Source organism: Pseudidiomarina aestuarii (assembly GCF_003987355.1).
Classification (GTDB): domain Bacteria; phylum Pseudomonadota; class Gammaproteobacteria; order Enterobacterales; family Alteromonadaceae; genus Pseudidiomarina; species Pseudidiomarina aestuarii.
This window is the reverse complement of sequence record NZ_PIPR01000003.1, coordinates 91,785-109,870: the sequence shown is the minus strand read 5'-3', so window position 1 is coordinate 109,870 and position 18,086 is coordinate 91,785. Positions and strand designations below refer to the sequence as shown.

9 protein-coding genes are annotated in these 18,086 nt (G+C 49.8%); 4 read left to right on the top strand and 5 right to left on the bottom strand.

Going from position 1 to position 18,086, the window contains the following annotated elements; genetic code table 11:
- The first annotated feature begins 73 nt into the window (after positions 1-73).
- The 3 genes from CWE22_RS10595 to CWE22_RS10585 all read left to right on the top strand — a co-directional run bounded on the left by CWE22_RS10595 (position 74) and on the right by CWE22_RS10585 (position 7,082).
- Entirely contained in the window at positions 74-3,289 is a 3,216-nt protein-coding gene (locus CWE22_RS10595; RefSeq protein ID WP_169931455.1) for a TonB-dependent receptor, read from the top strand.
- 87 nt (positions 3,290-3,376) lie between these two features.
- Positions 3,377-3,850 carry a tRNA adenosine(34) deaminase TadA gene (gene tadA / locus CWE22_RS10590; protein ID WP_169931454.1) on the top strand — a complete coding sequence of 158 codons (474 nt, stop codon included), beginning with the start codon at positions 3,377-3,379 and terminating at the stop codon, positions 3,848-3,850.
- A gap of 118 nt (positions 3,851-3,968) precedes the next feature.
- Positions 3,969-7,082 carry a TonB-dependent receptor gene (locus tag CWE22_RS10585; RefSeq protein WP_169931453.1) on the top strand — a complete coding sequence of 1,038 codons (3,114 nt, stop codon included), beginning with the start codon at positions 3,969-3,971 and terminating at the stop codon, positions 7,080-7,082.
- A gap of 76 nt (positions 7,083-7,158) precedes the next feature.
- Here the strand turns inward: CWE22_RS10585 and purL are convergent, their stop codons facing one another.
- The 4 genes from purL to guaB form a co-directional block, all read right to left on the bottom strand.
- Positions 7,159-11,055, bottom strand: a complete 3,897-nt coding sequence (gene purL / locus CWE22_RS10580; protein ID WP_169931452.1) for a phosphoribosylformylglycinamidine synthase — start codon at positions 11,053-11,055, stop codon at positions 7,159-7,161.
- Between the two features lie 182 nt (positions 11,056-11,237).
- Complete coding sequence (mltF, locus tag CWE22_RS10575; RefSeq protein WP_420821054.1) at positions 11,238-12,644, bottom strand: membrane-bound lytic murein transglycosylase MltF; 1,407 nt, start codon at positions 12,642-12,644, stop codon at positions 11,238-11,240.
- 2 nt (positions 12,645-12,646) lie between these two features.
- Complete coding sequence (gene guaA, locus CWE22_RS10570) at positions 12,647-14,221, bottom strand: glutamine-hydrolyzing GMP synthase (protein ID WP_211618700.1); 1,575 nt, start codon at positions 14,219-14,221, stop codon at positions 12,647-12,649.
- A 6-nt stretch (positions 14,222-14,227) separates the two neighbouring features.
- On the bottom strand, positions 14,228-15,697 hold the full coding sequence (gene guaB, locus CWE22_RS10565) for an IMP dehydrogenase (RefSeq protein WP_169931450.1): 1,470 nt from the start codon (positions 15,695-15,697) through the stop codon (positions 14,228-14,230).
- Positions 15,698-15,798: 101 nt separating this feature from the next.
- Here guaB and xseA point away from each other — a divergent pair, with 101 nt between their 5' ends.
- Positions 15,799-17,145 carry an exodeoxyribonuclease VII large subunit gene (gene xseA, locus CWE22_RS10560; protein ID WP_169931449.1) on the top strand — a complete coding sequence of 449 codons (1,347 nt, stop codon included), beginning with the start codon at positions 15,799-15,801 and terminating at the stop codon, positions 17,143-17,145.
- Here xseA and CWE22_RS10555 read toward each other — a convergent pair.
- Positions 17,138-18,070 (bottom strand): AEC family transporter, encoded by a 933-nt coding sequence (locus tag CWE22_RS10555; protein ID WP_169931448.1) that lies wholly within the window; start codon positions 18,068-18,070, stop codon positions 17,138-17,140. The two genes, xseA and CWE22_RS10555, sit on opposite strands and share 8 nt — an antisense overlap.
- Positions 18,071-18,086: the final 16 nt, after the last annotated feature.

Sequence of the window (18,086 nt, the reverse complement as noted above, 5' to 3'; positions counted from 1 at the left end):
TTGTCATCAAGGCGTCATAAAAGCGGTGTAGCCTTGCTCAGCATTTTATTTGACAACCAACCCAGGAAATACAATGAGAACATCTATGCGATTAACAGGCACAGCTAGTGCTATCGCGGTGGCCTTAGGTCTCGCGTCTGCAACTGCTGTCGCTCAAGATACCTCTGCCTCGATGCGTGGCTCGGTATTGGCACCAAGTGGCCAAGGCGCGGCAAATACTCGCGTTATTATCGAACACGTTCCTTCAGGCAGCCGTTTAGAAACCACCACTGACGCCTCTGGTGCTTTCATCGCAAGTGGCTTGCGTGTTGGCGGTCCATATCGCGTAACTTTGGACTCTGACGTCTACCGCGATGCGACCTACACCGAAGTATTCTTAAGTTTGGGCGACACTTACCGCCTGAACGCGCAGTTAGAAGCAGCTAACGTTGAACGCATCAGCGTTACTGGTTCAGCTGTAAACTACGCTCAGTTAAACAGCGGCTCCTCTAGCTCATTCGGCGAAGAGCAAATTCAATCACTGCCTACTTACGGTCGTGACTTGAAAGAAATCGTTCGTTTGAACCCTTTGGCAGCGACCATCGGCGAAGGCGACGAGTTGGTTGTTGCAGGTAACAACCCGAAATATAACTCAATCACTGTTGACGGTATCGGCCAGAATGATGACTTCGGTCTAAACGGTAACGGCTACCCTACTCAGCGTTCACCTATCTCTATCGACGCGATTGAGCAAATCACTGTTGATGTCGTTCCATTCAATGCGAAAGACAGCAACTTTACTGGTGCAAAAATTAACGCTGTAACCAAGTCAGGTACCAACGAATTCGAAGGTTCTGTCTTGTATCAATACACCAGCGATAGCCTAGCAGGTAACCCGCAAGTATCGCGTTACTTGGGCGGCTCGCAGCCACCAGTATTGGATTATGAAGAAAAAACTTACGGTATCAGCCTCGGTGGTCCAATCATCGAAGATACCTTGTTCTTCTACGTGAACTACGAAAAATTAGAAGAGCCAAAATCAGTTGAAGCAGGCCCATTAGGCTCTGCAGCATCAAACATCGCAGACGTCACTGAAGCGGAAGTCAACGAAGTCATTCGTATCGCTCGTGAAGTGTATGGCGTAGATGCGGGTGACTGGAACGTGAATCCAGTTGAAGAAGACGAGAAATTGTTGGTTAAGTTAGACTGGAACATCAACAATGAACACCGCTCTTCATTCACCTATCAGAACACAGACGGTAACTCGACCCGTAACAACAACGGTGGCGATTCTGAGTTGCGTTTGTCTTCACATTGGTACAACAACACCCAAGAATTGAAAGCCTATTCATTCCAGTTGTACTCAAACTGGAGCTCAAACTTCTCAAGCGATATGAAATTGTCGTACAAAGAAGTCGTGACTGGCCAAATTCCATTGTTGGGCAAAAATTTTGGTGACGTGACTGTTGAAGGCGAAAATGCTCGTATCGCATTAGGTCCTGACTTCTCTCGTCATTCAAACGAATTAGCGAACGATACGTTACAGTTCCAAATTAATGGTGAATACCTGATGGGTGACCACGCCATTCAATTTGGTTATGACTACTTAAGCGTTGACGTATTCAACTTATTTATCCAGAACACTTTAGGTTCATGGACATTTGATTCAATCGCTGACTTCGAAGCCGGTCAAGCGTCACGTTTCAGCTACCAAAATGCCTTCACTGGCAATGTCAACGACGGTGCAGCTGAATTTACTCAGGGCACTCAGTCTTTATATATCCAAGACACTTGGCAGCCAACTTGGGACCTCGAGTTGACCTTCGGTGTTCGTTACGAGCGCATGTTTGCTAAAGACGCACCTACCTTTAACCAACGTTTCTTCGACCGTTACGGTTTCTCTAACACTGAGAACCTCGATGGTAAAGATTTGATTCTTCCACGCGTTGGCTTCAAATACGCAATGACTGAAGACTTCACCTTACGTGGTGGTTTCGGTCGCTACGGCGGTGGTCGTCCAAACGTATGGATCTCAAACGCGTACACCAACGACGGTGTAACCATTGTTCCTTTCGATACGCGCTCGTTAGACGAGTCTGTCTATCTGAATGACGTTGATATCACGCAAGTGCCACAAGAAGTTCAAGATGCTCTTGTAGCTGGCGATGGTAACACCAACCCAATCGATCCAAACTTCGAATTGCCAACTGACTGGCGTTTAAGCTTAGGCTTCGACTGGAATACCGACCTCGGCGTATTGGGTGATGACTGGTATACCAGTGCTGAATTCATCTACAGCCGTCGTAAAGACGATGTACGTTGGGTTGACTTAGCGCGTCGTCCATTAACTGACGCAAACGGCAACATCGTTACCACTGCTGATGGCGGTCGTATTATCTATGTAGTCGACGACCCTATCGATGACCACGTACCTATGGGTATTGGTGACGACGATAACGTCAACCGTTATGACCTGATGCTGACCAATGGTGACGGTGGTAAGAGCCAAATCTTCACCGCAACTATCGGCAAAGCTTGGGACAATGGTTTAAGTTTCCGTACCAGCTACACCAATCAGGATATCGAAGAAGCAGTAGCAGGTAGCTCGTCTACCGCGACTTCTAACTTCCGCTTCCCGATTGCGAAAGACATCCAGAACATCGACCCAGGTACTGCAAGTTACCAGATCGAGCACCGCTTTATGGCTGACATCACGTATCGCACAGAGTTGTTCTCTGGCTACCAGTCAACTTTTGGCTTGTTCTGGGAACGTCAGTCTGGTCGTCCGTTTAGCTACGTTCTTGACACCTTCCGCTTCAACAAGTTTGGTGACCAGAACCAGTTCGACAGCACGTCGCGTTACTTACCGTACATCCCGACCGGTGCTGACGATCCAAACGTCACCTATCGTAACGGCTTCAGCTACGACCAATTTGCTGAGTACATTGCAGCAGCTGGTTTAGAAGGTTACGCAGGTGGCTATGCGCCACGTAACAATGACCGCGGCCCTTGGAACACCACTCTTGATTTCAAATACACGCAAGAGTTACCAGGATTGTTTGAAGGTCATAAAGGTGAGTTGTACTTCAACATTCGTAACATCCTAGCGATGTTCGATAAAGAAGCAGCACAGCAACACACCTTCTTCTTCGGTGATAACGCACGTCGCTTAGTATCTGTTGACCTCGACGACCAAGGTCGTTATGTCTACGGTACTCCGTTCGGCGGGTTTGATACTGCAGCACCAACGAACTACTTGCCAGAGCGTTCAACGTGGCAAGCGAAGATTGGTATTCGCTACAGCTTCTAATCAACACCGATTAGTCATACCGAAAGCCCTCGCAACTGCGGGGGCTTTTTTTTATCATGTTTCAAACACCGTTAATGAAGTATCACTATGCAGCATGAATTCTATATGCAACGCGCTCTGGAACTAGCGCGTCAAGCCGAGCAGCTCGGTGAAGTTCCTGTCGGAGCCGTGCTGGTTTATGAAAACGAGATTATTGGCGAAGGATTTAATGAGGTGATTCGTCGCAATGACCCATCGGCTCATGCCGAAGTTCAAGCTATTCGAGCGGCAGGTCAGTTGATTGAAAATTACCGTTTAGTAAACACCACACTCTACGTCACACTCGAGCCTTGCGCGATGTGTGCTGGTGCGATGACGCACGCCCGCATTCAGACACTAGTATTCGGAGCTTATGACCCGAGAACGGGTGCAACCGGCTCTGCTATTCAAGTTCTCAATCATCCTTCGATGAATCACAAAGCCCAAATTATTGCGGGTGTACTGGAAGAAGAATGCGCCGATTTGTTGAAACAATTTTTTCGCAAACGTCGAGAAAAAAATAGCTCAGAAAAATTTGAATAAATTAGGAACGGTTTGAAATTTTCGACTACTATTTCATCAAACTGTCATATTGCATTACTAAGCTCATGGATGTTGAAGTACGGGTCAATTGTCTCATCTCAATCTAGGAACACTGATTATGTCTAATAATAAGCGTAGCCGCATTGCAGTTGCCATTGCATTAGCAATTGGTTTATCTGCAACTGCAACGGCTCAGGAAACCTCGTCCAGTATTCGCGGTGTCGTTACCAGTGAAAATACCGGGCAAACCATCGCTAACGCTAATGTTACTTTGCGCGATGAACGCACAGGTACCAGCACCTCACTAGCAGCAAACGAAAGCGGCTTGTTCTCAGCTCGCGGTCTTGCTGTTGGCGGTCCTTACACTTTAACCGTTACCGATAGCATGGGTAATCGTGAAGTTGTTGAGAATATTTTCCTGACACTCGGTGAAACGGAAAACTTACGAATTCAAGTGGTCCAACAAAGTGTTGAGCGCATTGAAGTCTCTGGCCGTCAGCTCACCATGAGCTCTGGCTCAAACAGCCCAGCTTCGAACTTCAACTTGAGCGACCTGCAAGAGCAGCCAGCACCGAATCGTGATATCAAAGACGTCGTACAAATTGACCCGCGTATTTATATCAACGAAACCAACGCGCGTGACATTCAGTGTGGCGGCGCCAACCCACGCTTCAACAGCTTAACCGTTGATGGTGTGCGTACGAATGATAACTTCGGCTTGAACTCAAGCGGTTACCCAACTGAGCGGATGCCGTTCTCATACGATGCCATTGAACAGGTATCGGTTGAATTAGCGCCTTTCAATGTGCAATACGGTGGCTTCACAGCGTGTAACATCAACGCCGTCACCAAGTCGGGTGAAAACGAATTATTCGGTAGTTTCTTCTTCGATTACACCAATGATTCATTAACGGGTGACGAGCTTGAAGGTGAGCCGGTCACAATCGGCGCGTTCAATGAAAAACGTTATGGCTTTAATGCGGGTGGCGCGCTGATTCAAGACACACTCTTTGCATTCTTAGCTTATGAGAAACTAGAAGGCTCGGATACTTTTGACCGGGGTCCTGAAGATGCCAACGTTGCCACTCCAGTATTAGGCGTGACCCAAGCCGATCTCGATCGGATTGCTGATATCGCTCGTAACGTTTACGGTTTTGAGCCAGGTGGCTTCCCTTCCAGCTTACCTGTTGAAGATGAAAAAATCTTGGCGAAACTCGACTGGTATATCAATGATAATCATCGTGCCCAGTTCACCTATAACTTCAATGACGGTTTCTCCATTGCTGAATCCGATGGCGACGACAACGAGTTAGAGTTTTCAAACCACTTCTATTCACGCGGTGCTGAATTTAACTCTTACGTTGCGCAATTGTACTCAGATTGGACCTACAACTTCTCAACCGAGATTCGCGCCGGTTACTCTGAGCTAGAAAATGCGGTGGTTCCTTTAGGTGGCACCGAAGTCGGTGAGGTTCAAATTCGCCAGAACGGTAATACTATCTACTTAGGCGCCGATGACTCGCGTCACTCAAATAAACTCGCGTATGACACCGTGTTTTATAAAGTGGCGGGTACCTACTTACTTGATGACCATACCTTTACCTTTGGTTATGAGTATGAAAGCTATGATGTCTTCAACTTGTTCATTCAAGAATCTGAAGGTGAGCATCGCTTCAACTCAATCGATGATTTCGAGAATGGTTTCGTCAGCCGAATCATTTATGAAAACGCTGCAGGTACGAATAATCCAGATGATGGTGCAGGCCAATTCAAATATGCGGTCAACACTTTGTATGCGCAAGACGAGTACTATTTCATCGATTATGACCTCACATTAACCTTCGGTTTACGCTATGACTGGTATACTACGAGCGATGCTCCGGTCTTGAACCAAGCATTCCGTGACACCTACGGCTTCGCCAACACTGCAACATTGGATGGCGAAGGTTTGATTCAACCGCGTTTGGGTGTTAACTGGGTTGTTAATGACCAATTAGAAGTGCGCGGTGGTTTAGGCCTGTATTCTGGTGGTAACCCCAATGTTTGGTTGTCAAACAACTACTCGAACAACGGTGTCAGCCTGTACGAAGCGAATCGTCGCAACGTCAATCTGTTCGATCTAGACTACGGCAGCAGCAGTCCGTTGATTGGAATACCACAGGAGATGATCGACGAAGTTGCACAAGCCGCCGGACGCGGTCCAGTGAACGCATTAGACCCAGACTTTAAAATTCCAAACGAATGGAAGTTCGCGTTGGGTGCAACCTATGTCACTGCGGACGATTATGTCTTGATGGCTGACTTCTTACATACCCGTAAGCAAGATGCTGCGATTATTCGTGATTTACGTGCAGTGCAATCTGGTACCGCACCAGATGGTCGTCCTATCTACTCGCGTCCGGGTGCCGATGCCTTCTTGCTGACCAACGTCGACGGTGACTCTGGTGACCAAACCAGCATCAGCTTCGCGGTGTCTAAAGAGTACGACTGGGGTCTAGATTGGGCTCTTGCTTACGCTTGGAACAAAGCAGAAGACGTCAACCCAATGACTAGCTCTGTTGCGTACTCAAACTACACCAATCTTGCTACTGCTGATGCTGAAAACCCAGGTATCGCGACGTCGAACTATGAAATTCCGCATCGCTTCACACTTCGTGGAACCTACACCACTGAGTTGTTGGGTGGCTACGAAACCAAGTTCAGCATCTTTGGTTCTGCCAACAAAGGTCGTCCATACAGCTTCACTATGAATGCTGATGTCGGTGACATTACCAACGGTCGTTCATTGCTGTACGTCCCAACTGGTGCTAATGACAGCAATGTTGTTTGGGGTGATGGCGTCACCAATGCTCAGATTGAAGAGTTCTTGGCCTTTATTGACGAGTACGGTTTGAATGCATATGCCGGTGGTATTGCACCGCGTAATGAGTTCAACAGCGACTGGTGGCACAAGGTGGATCTGAAAATTGAGCAAGAATTGCCTGGCTTCATGGCGGATCACAAATCAAGTATCTACTTGGTGGTCGACAACTTCACCAACATGTTAAACGATGACTGGGGTGTCTTGTACGAAGCAAGCTTCCCACGCGCTGTGAACGTTGCTGAAGTAAGCATTAACGACCAAGACCAGTGGGTATTTGATGCGATTAACCCGCGCATTAACTCAGTTCAAGGACGTGCAGGATCGCCGTCATTGTGGAGTGTTCGCATTGGCTTCCAGTACGACTTCTAACACGTACTGAAGAAGATACGAAAAAACGAAAAACCCGGCCTTTAAGCCGGGTTTTTTTATTAGGTACTCGTAGTCACTAGCCGAGATAGACGCGAGCGTTACGGAACATCCGCATCCACGGGCTATCTTCACCCCACTCGTCTGGATGCCAGCTATTAGCTACGGTACGGAATACCCGTTCCGGGTGCGGCATCATAATAGTGACACGCCCGTCAGCTGTAGTGAGACCAGTGATACCCTCAGGTGAGCCATTGGGGTTAGCAGGATAAGCTGCTGCAACATTGCCACGATTAGTGATGTAACGCAGGGTCACCAAATTATCGCGATTGACTGCGGCTAAGTTATCGCCTTTGAATTCCGCACGCCCTTCACCATGTGAAACGGCTATAGGCATACGCGAACCAGCCATACCTTCTAAGAATAATGACTTGGATTCTTGAACTTCAACCAAGCTAAAGCGCGCTTCAAAACGCTCAGAGCGGTTGGTCACGAAATGAGGCCATGCTTCCGCGCCTGGAATCAATTCCTTCAAGTTCGACAGCATCTGACAGCCGTTACAAACACCAAGAGCAAAGGTCTTTTGACGCTCAAAGAACGCACTGAACTCGTCCCGCGCACGGTTGTTAAACAGAATAGACTTCGCCCAACCTTCACCGGCGCCGAGTACGTCACCGTAGGAGAAACCGCCGCAAGCAACCAAGCCGTTGAATTTCTCAAGAGACACACGCCCACTCAAGATATCACTCATGTGGACGTCAATGGCGGCAAAGCCAGCGCGATCAAAGGCAGCAGCCATCTCCACATGAGAGTTGACGCCCTGCTCGCGTAAAATAGCGACGACAGGGTCGCGACCGGTGCTGATATAAGGTGCAGCAATATCTTCTGACGGATCAAACGTGAGGTTTGCAGATAAACCTGGATCATCGAGCTTTTGCTTTGCAGCAAACTCTTCATCAGCACAATCTGGGTTATCACGTAAACGTTGCATTTGGTGCGTCATCTCCGCCCAGACTGCGCGGTAGTGGCTGCGCAAATGCGACAACACTTCTTCGCCATTGCGATTGAAACGCACCACGTCTTCACGCATCGGCCGACCGATAATATGCACATATTCGGCCAAGCCTTCTTCCGCAAAGACATGCTGTACCGCATCCATATCGTCAACCAGAACCTGAATGACCGCGCCTAATTCTTCATTGAAGATGGCACTTAAGTCATCTTCACCGATGCTATCGAGTGCAACTTCAACACCGCAATGGCCAGCAAACGCCATTTCCGCTACGGTTGCGAACAAGCCGCCATCCGAGCGGTCATGGTATGCCACAATCTTTTTCTCACGGATGAGTTGCTGAATGGCACGGAAGAAACCCGCCAGTAATTCAGGACGATCAACGTCCGGCGCTTGGTCACCAAGCTGACGATAGACCTGCGCCAACGCTGAACCGCCAAGGCGGTTCTTGCCACGCCCAAGATCAATCAAGAGTAACTTGCTATCGCCTTTATCAAGACGTAACTGCGGCGTGACAGTGCGGCGAATATCACGCACACGGCCAAACGCAGTGATCACTAGGCTCAGGGGAGCAGTAACAGCTTTGTCACCGTCTTTATCTTGCCAGCGCGTTTTCATCGACATGGAGTCTTTACCCACTGGAATTGTGAGTCCGAGTGCTGGGCAGAGATCTTCACCGACAGCTTTGACCGCTTCATAAAGACCAGCATCTTCGCCTGGGTGACCCGCTGCGGCCATCCAGTTTGCCGATAATTTAACGTTCGTGAGATCGCCAATATCCGCCGCTGCAATGTTGGTGAGTGCTTCACCAACCGCCATGCGAGCAGATGCGGCATAGTTTAGCAGTGCTAAAGGCGTGCGCTCACCCATCGCCATGGCTTCACCGGCATAGGTGTCATAACTCGCGGCAGTGACTGCCACGTCAGCTACTGGGATCTGCCACGGTCCAACCATTTGGTCGCGCGCTACCAAGCCCGTTACAGTGCGGTCACCAATGGTAATCAAGAAGGTTTTCTCGGCAACTGCAGGCAAACGTAAGATGCGTTGTGCTGCTTCGCTGAGCTTAATTCCGTCGCGGTTTAATGCTTGACCTTCAACTTGAAGCGAGTCAACATCGCGATGCATTTTCGGTGGCTTACCGAGCAATACATCCAACGGTAAATCAATCGGAGTGTTATCAAAATGACTATCCGTCAATTGCAGGTGTGGCTCTTCCGTAGCTTCACCAATCACCGCAAATGGCGCACGTTCACGCTCACAAATAGCTTCAAAAACGTCCATGCGCTCCGGCGCAATGGCCAGTACGTAGCGTTCTTGTGATTCATTACACCAAATTTCCAGTGGCGACATACCTGGTTCATCGTTGGGCACTTTACGCAGTTCAAAACGACCACCCCGACCACCGTCATTCACCAGCTCAGGCATAGCGTTGGACAAACCGCCAGCGCCAACATCGTGAATAAAGGCGATGGGGTTTTTGTCACCGAGTTGCCAGCAACGATCAATAACTTCTTGGCAACGACGTTCCATTTCTGGGTTGTCACGCTGCACTGAGGCAAAATCTAGATCTTCGGTAGAAGTACCGGATGCCATAGACGAAGCAGCGCCACCGCCCAGTCCAATGTTCATGGCTGGGCCACCTAATACGACCAATTTTGCCGCGACAGGGATCTCGCCCTTTTCAACGTGTTGCTCGCGAATATTACCCAGACCACCGGCTAACATGATCGGTTTGTGGTAACCCCGGATCTCTTCGCCGTTGTGGCTGACAACCTGCTCTTCATAGGTACGGAAATAGCCGGTTAACGCAGGACGACCGAATTCATTGTTAAAAGCTGCACCACCGAGCGGTCCTTCCAACATAATATCGAGTGCAGAAACAATCCGGTCCGGTTTGCCAAAGTCTTCTTCCCACGGTTGTTCAAAACCTGGAATTCGTAGATTCGACACGCTAAAACCGACTAGCCCGGCTTTTGGCTTGGAACCGCGACCTGTGGCACCCTCATCACGAATTTCGCCACCTGAACCTGTTGCAGCGCCCGCAAACGGGGAAATCGCAGTCGGATGGTTGTGTGTCTCCACCTTCATCAAGATGTGAATTGGCTCATGAAAATAGCTGTACTCACCAGCAGCCGGAGTTCCCGCTGGGTATGGATAAAAACGCCCGGCCTCCGAGCCCACCATCACTGCTGCGTTGTCTTTATAAGCAGACAACACATTGTCAGGGTGCTTCTCGAACGTGTTCTTGATCATTTTAAAGAGCGATTTCACTTGCTCTTTGCCATCAATCGTCCAATCGGCATTGAAGATTTTGTGGCGGCAATGTTCTGAGTTCGCCTGAGCGAACATGTAGAGTTCAATGTCGTTCGGATTGCGCTTCAGCTTAGTGAAGTTTTCGTACAAGTAATCGATCTCGTCTTCAGCTAACGCCAATCCCATTGTGCTATTGGCTTCTGCGAGCGCAGCACGACCACCTTCAATAATATCAACACTGCGCACCGGAGCTGGCTCGGCTGCATCAAATAATTGCTTCGCAGCACTCAACTCATGCAACACCATTTCGGTCATGCGGTCATGCAGCAACGCTTGCGCTTGTTGCAGTTGTTCGGCGTTGAGTTTGCCTTGCACATAGTACGCGATGCCGCGTTCAATACGGCGAATAGCGGTGAGACCACAATTGTGCGCAATATCAGTCGCTTTCGAAGACCATGGCGAAATAGTGCCACGCCGCGGTACTACAGCAAGCAGCTCACCTTCTGGAATATGTTGGGCGAGCGCAGGACCATAGGTCAGTAGCTTTTTGAGAACATCGTGAGCGGCGTCATCGAGAGGTTGCTGCGTATCAATGAAGTGCATGAACTCAGCATAAATATCCGTAACCGGCAATTCTGCCTGTTGCAGACGTTGCAGTAATTTAGCGCTACGGAATTCGGATAAGGCAGGGGCGCCGCGTACAATCTCCACAGATGTTTCTCCAGGGTTGGGAGCGGAAAAATAGGTGCGTATTATAGTCAGAAATGGTCGCTGCGGCTACTCGTTCTCGCAGAGTCGAAACCATTTATGACGACGCTCAGATTGCAGCAGGCGATGCTTACGTAACCAAGCTCTACGGCGCTCTTTACTGACTAGTCGGCGGTGTTTTTGCATTAGTTTACCTCGTCGGCACTGTTTTCCGGCAGCGCTATGATGAGTGGTGATGATGGGATCCGACCGCGTTCATCAAGCCACACTAGAGTATCGTAATAGCGACGAATATTGCCTACATACCGCACTGGCTCATCACCTCGCGCAAATCCGTAGCGCGTCTGTCGATAAAATCGTTTCTGTCGTAATAAAGGTAGTCGTTTTCTGACATCAATCCAGCGATCGGGGTCAGCCCCCTGTTGCTGTGTTAAAACGCGTGCGTCTTCCAGATGCCCGAGCCCAATATTATAAGCGGCTAAAGCAAACCATAACCGATCCGGATGACGGATCCGAGCTGGAATTCGATCAATCATTTGTTCGACGTAGCGGGCGCCACCACGAATGCTCTCTTCTGGGTTCAAGCGACTCTGCACACCCATTTGTTGAGCCGTTGGCAGTGTCAACATCATCAAGCCACGAACACCGGTTGGTGACACGGCACGGGGATTCCAGAGGCTCTCTTGATAACTGATCGCTGCCAGCAAACGCCAATCTAAGGTGCCGGCATGTTTCTCAAAGAGTTCGCGATAGCGTGGTAATTTGTTCTCGACAGCTTGGATGAACAACGATGTATCGACGTAATTAAAACTCGCTACATGACCAAAATGCTGATCGATTAATTGTGCTAATTGGCCTGAATTCCGTAACTGACCAAAGAAACCAATCACCTCGGCATACAAAGATGCATCAAGATCCTTCTTTAAAGCCCAAGCAATATCGACATTTTCACGAACGGTAAACGCAACACTCAGATCGGGGTAATAACGGCGCTTAATATCGAGAGTATTGGTATCCGCAATGGTATAGGCTAAGTCACCACGAACCACTTGCTCGAGCAACTCGTTGGCGTCATGTTCATCAGTTGTGCGCCAGGGTAATTCGGGAAAGTCATCGGTCACCTGTTGCAAATATTCATCGTGACTACTGCCCTGCATTACCACCAGTTCCGCTTCAATGTCCTCGAGTGAGCGCGGGCGAGTTCGACTACCTTGTTTGAATACAACTTTCTGTTCGACCACTTGGTAGGGTGGTCCAAACCGCATCGATTGTTCACGCTGTGCGGTGCGGTCGAGGCCCGCTGCAAGAATATCAACTTCATTATTTTGGAGGAGATTAAACAGTGCGGTGACGCTGTAACGAGGCACCATTTCCAATTCGACGCCTAGATCATCTGCAAAGGCGCGAGCGAGGACATATTCCAAGCCCGCATCACGTTCTTGATCGAGGAAGTAAGTCGATGGACCGAGGAGTGTACCGACTCGCAGTACACCACGCTCTTGAATCAGTTGAAGTTGGCTGTCTTGCGCTTGCGGCGCGCAACCAAGCAGAACCATCACACTGATGATTAAGCTAAGCCAACGCGCCAGCATGGCTATTCCCACTCAATTGTAGCTGGCGGTTTACCTGAAATGTCGTAAACCACACGTGAGATCCCATCGATTTCATTGATGATTCGGTTGGATACTTTTTCTAGCAAGTCGTATGGCAAGTGTGCCCAACGCGCTGTCATAAAGTCAACGGTCTCCACCGCTCGCAACGCAATAACCCAGTCATACTTGCGGGCATCGCCCATCACACCGACCGAGCGTACGGGTAGAAATACCGCGAAGGCTTGGCTGACCTGATGATACAAACCGGCATTGCGTAGCTCTGTGATGAAAATGTGGTCCGCACGGCGCAGTAACTCGCAGTACTCTTTCTTCACTTCTGCTAAAACACGCACGCCTAGGCCTGGACCCGGGAATGGATGGCGATACAACATGTCATACGGCAAACCGAGTTCTAACCCGATTTTACGCACTTCGTCTTTGAACAACTCACGCAATGGCTCGACCAAACTTAACTTCATGTCCGCTGGCAAACCACCGACGTTGTGGTGAGACTTGATGACATGCGCCTTGCCCGTTTTGGAGCCGGCAGACTCAATTACGTCTGGATAAATAGTGCCTTGCGCTAAGTAGCTGACGTCTTTAATACGGCTGGCTTGTTCATCAAAAATTTCGATAAACACACCGCCGATAATCTTACGTTTGGCTTCTGGGTCTTTCTCACCCGCTAACGCATCGAGGAAGCGATTTTCAGCGTCCACATGCACGATGTTCAAACCATAGTGGTCGCCAAACATCTCCATCACTTGCTCAGCTTCTTGCCAGCGCAACAATCCGTTATCGACAAAAACGCAGGTCAGTTGATCGCCAATGGCACGGTGTAACAGCATCGCTGTGACAGAGCTATCGACGCCACCAGACAAACCGAGAACGACTTTGCCAGAACCGACTTGTTCACGAATACGTGCGACCGCATCATCAATGATGTGTGCTGGTGTCCAATTACGTTCACATTCGCAAATTTCGACGACAAAGTGCTCCAACATGCGCAATCCTTGACGCGTGTGGGTGACTTCCGGGTGAAACTGAACCCCATAGAAATCACGCTTGTCGTCAACCATCGCCGCAATTGGGCAAGTGGGGGTTTGTGCCGAAATACTAAAACCTTCTGGCGCTTCAATGACCTTGTCACCGTGACTCATCCACACATCAAGGAGTGGATTCCCATTTTCGTGAACGGCGTCTTCAATATGGTGAAACAATGGGTTTGGCGCGATGCGCTCCACTTGCGCATAACCAAATTCACGCTCTAAAGAGCCCTGAACTTTGCCGCCCAACTGCGCTGCCATGGTTTGCATTCCATAGCAAATACCAAATACCGGTACACCTGCCTCGAAAACATACTCTGGCGCGCGCGGTGAGTTCTCTTCGGTGACTGATTCTGGGCCACCAGAGAGGATGATACCGTTCGGTGCAAACTCTTTAATATCAGCTTCGGTCACGTCCCACGCCCAGAGTTCGCAGTAAACGCCTAACTCACGAACGCGACGTGCAATCAGCTGCGTGTATTGCGAGCCGAAGTCGAGGATCAAAATTCGATGTGCATGAATGTCTTGCATGATGTCTTAACCCATCCGGTAGTTAGGTGCTTCTTTGGTAATTTGCACATCGTGCACGTGTGACTCGCCCATGCCAGCCGCGGTGACTTTGACAAATTGTGGTTTGGTGCGCATTTCTTTAATGTTGGCACTGCCCGTCAAACCCATCGCTGAGCGTAAGCCGCCCATTTGCTGATGAATAATGGTAGCGATTGGGCCTTTGTACGCAACGCGTCCTTCAATACCTTCTGGCACCAACTTTTCTGCTTCATTCGTCGCTTGGAAATAGCGATCAGACGAACCATGACGCTGATTCATCGCGCCGATACTACCCATGCCACGGTAAGACTTATAATAGCGACCTTGATAAAGTTCGACTTCACCGGGTGATTCTTCCGTACCCGCTAACATGCTACCGACCATGACACAGTCTGCGCCTGCAGCAATGGCTTTGGCGATGTCGCCAGAAAAGCGAATACCGCCATCAGCAATCACTGGAATGTTGGAACCTTTCAGGGCATCCACCGCATCAGAAATTGCGGTGATTTGCGGCACACCACAACCCGTCACAATACGGGTGGTACAAATCGAGCCCGGGCCGATACCGACTTTCACAGCGTCTACGCCGGCATCCGCGAGTGCCTTAGCACCAGCACCTGTAGCGACGTTACCGCCGATAATAGAGAGTTCTGGATAGCGCTTACGAGCCCAAGCTACGCGGTCTAATACGCCCTGCGAGTGACCATGCGAGGTATCAATCAATAAGACGTCAATACCTGCTTCTACCAACGCGTCGATTCGCTCATCAGTGCCAGGACCGACACCGACAGCAGCACCGACACGCAGTCGACCTAATTCGTCTTTACAAGCATTGGGTTTATTCTCAGCTTTAGTGAAATCTTTCAGCGTGATCATACCGCGCAGATGGAAGTCGTTATCGACCACGAGGATTTTTTCGATGCGATGCTGATGCATGAGGCCCAAGATTTCCTCACTGTCCGCATTTTCTTTTACGGTCACTAATTTATCTTTGGGAGTCATGATGCTGCTGACCAGTTTGCTGTCATCCTTTTCAGCACGCGTGTCACGTCCAGTGATGATACCGGCCAGTTCACCCGATTTTTCGACAACTGGAAAACCGTGGAAGCCATGTTCAAGTGCTAACGCACGAATTTCACCAAGCGTCGTGTCGGGTGACACCGTAATCGGATCGGACACTACGCCACTTTCGTATTTTTTCACGCGACGAACGTGCGCTGCTTGTTCGGCAATCGTCATATTCTTGTGAATGAAGCCAATGCCCCCTTCTTGCGCTAAAGCAATAGCAAGCGCTGCTTCAGTGACCGTGTCCATAGCGGCTGAAACCATAGGAATATTGAGCTCGATAGTTCGCGTCAGACGCGTGCGCAGGTCGGCTGTATGGGGTAAAACGGTGGAGTGACCGGGGACGAGCAGAACGTCGTCAAAGGTTAGTGCTTCTTGGGCAATTCGTAGCATGGCAACATCTCACTAGCTGACTTAATGTTGCGGGAGGATTTTACTCGAAAAGCCCTTTTCAGTAAACTGATTTTTTGCTAACCGTCCATACAGAGAGCAACATGCCATCTGCTACTGAACAACGTCAGGTTTTCACCGTCGCATCGCTAAATGCAGAGGTCCGCCAAGTACTCGAGCAAGGCTTCGGCATGGTCTGGTTGATGGGTGAAATATCAAACTTCGCTGCACCCACCTCTGGGCATTGGTATTTGACGTTAAAGGATGAACGCGCACAGATTCGCGCTGCGATGTTCAGAAACGCCAATCAGCGTGTTCGTATTCGCCCGCAAAACGGTATGCAGGTGCTGGTGCGCGCCAAAATTACCGTGTACGAGCCACGCGGGGATTACCAACTCATTATTGAGCATATGGAGGACGCGGGCGCTGGGTTGTTGCAACAGCAGTATGAACAGTTGAAGCAAAAACTACAGGCGGAAGGACTTTTTGACCCTGCGGTGAAAAAGCCGTTACCCAGCGAAATTCGTCGCGTTGGGGTGCTGACCTCGCCTACCGGAGCCGCTATTCGCGATGTCCTTGCTGTACTAAAACGCCGTGATCCCAGTATCGAAGTCGTCATTTACCCCAGTGCAGTGCAAGGTCAGGCCGCCACTCAAGATTTACTTCGGATGCTACAACGCGCGTGTGACCGCAACGAAGTTGATGTGCTGATTGTCGCGCGCGGTGGCGGCTCGCTAGAGGATCTCTGGTGCTTCAACGACGAGCAGTTGGCTTACGCGTTACACTCGTGTCCATTGCCGACCATTAGTGCGGTCGGTCATGAAGTGGATTTCACCATTGCTGACTTTGTTTGTGACGTGCGTGCCCCAACGCCCTCAGCAGCTGCCGAGTTAGTTAGTACTGACCAACGTGAGCGTCTGCGCCATGCACAGCAGTTCGAGCAAAGATTACAACAAGCTTGGTTGCGATTTAGAACGCATCAGCAACAAGCGCATCTGCATTTACATAGACGCTTACTCCAACAAGATCCGCAACGGCGCCTGCACATGGATTCGCAGCGGGCTGATGACCTGCAAGAACGATCCATTCGGGCGATGCAGCGTCTTTTGCAAGGACAACAGCAGAACCAGTCGACGTTGGTACAGCGATTGCAACGCGTGCACCCTCAACGGCAACTCGAACCACTCAAGCAGCACCAACAAAGCTTAGAGCAGCGGTTAGCCCGCGCTATCACCACGCGCCTGAAAGAACGCCGGCAACAATTCTCTGGGTTATCGCAAGCTTTGCAAATGGTGAGTCCGCTACAAACCATCGCTCGTGGTTACGCGGTGGCGCAAAAAGCAGATGGGCAAGTGATTCGCTCGCCGGCTGATGTGGAAACCGGCGAGTCATTTCAAGTTCGCGTTGCACAAGGTCAGTTTTCCGCAATGAAAACGGAACCGACTAAGTAATTCGGGCAAGTTGGGTGACCAGCCAGAACCATAACGGCAGGGTCAAAAAGCAGAACACAATGCCATAACCGACAATGGCCGCAGCTAACGTTGGCGCGAGTCCTGCCATAATGGCTAATGCCCCAGCAGAAATCATCGCAGGCATCGCTGCCTCCAGTAGTGTCACCTGAACCACCAGTTGGTCGAGACCAAAAGGCCACAGTAATCCCAGCACCACCAGTGGAGTGAGCACTAACTTAATCACAAGCGCCCCCACCAGTGGTCCACGATCTTCTTGTGGTAAGCGAAACTTTAATTGAAACCCAACCGCTACCATGATGACGGGAACCAACGTGACCGCCAGCGAATCAATAAAACGTTGAACTGCTGCATGGTACTCGATGGAGCGACACAGAAGCGCCACAATTAATGCAATAAACGGCGGGAATGTGACGATTTTCTTCGTTAATTGCCACGCGCTTGGGCGTCGTGCCTCACCACCAGGATCAGCGCTATACACCGCCGCGATGATGGTTGCGTAGATAGAGAGAATCAAAAAGGAGCCGAGCTGATCGTACAGCAGTGCAAACGGAATACCCTGCGCACCAAAAAAGGCTTCGATCATCGGGAAACCGACAAACGAGGTATTCCCCAAAGGTACAATAATCAACATCGCACCCGTTGTTGTTCGCGACCACTGAAACCGCCGACTACACCAAAGCAAGAGAGGTACCGTCAAAGCCAGCAATAACCACGGCACCACTGCAGGAATAACCAGCGCCGTGGATAGTTCTAACAACGGGATTTTTTGTAGGACTAATGCAGGTAATGCCACGTAAATGACGTAGGCATTCAGGATCTGGCCCGTATTTTGAGGAAATTGCCGGCTGCGTTGTAACAACAAACCAATCAACAAATAGCCGGCAATAAATAAGAAATTAGCCATGATCCTCTCTAAAGTA

Coding starts and splice junctions, on each gene's coding strand:
- CWE22_RS10595 (WP_169931455.1), top strand. CDS start 74: ATGAGAACATCTATGCGATTAACAGGCACAGCTAGTGCTATCGCGGTG.
- tadA (WP_169931454.1), top strand. CDS start 3,377: ATGCAGCATGAATTCTATATGCAACGCGCTCTGGAACTAGCGCGTCAA.
- CWE22_RS10585 (WP_169931453.1), top strand. CDS start 3,969: ATGTCTAATAATAAGCGTAGCCGCATTGCAGTTGCCATTGCATTAGCA.
- mltF (WP_420821054.1), bottom strand. CDS start 12,644: ATGCTGGCGCGTTGGCTTAGCTTAATCATCAGTGTGATGGTTCTGCTT.
- guaA (WP_211618700.1), bottom strand. CDS start 14,221: ATGCAAGACATTCATGCACATCGAATTTTGATCCTCGACTTCGGCTCG.
- guaB (WP_169931450.1), bottom strand. CDS start 15,697: ATGCTACGAATTGCCCAAGAAGCACTAACCTTTGACGACGTTCTGCTC.
- xseA (WP_169931449.1), top strand. CDS start 15,799: ATGCCATCTGCTACTGAACAACGTCAGGTTTTCACCGTCGCATCGCTA.
- CWE22_RS10555 (WP_169931448.1), bottom strand. CDS start 18,070: ATGGCTAATTTCTTATTTATTGCCGGCTATTTGTTGATTGGTTTGTTG.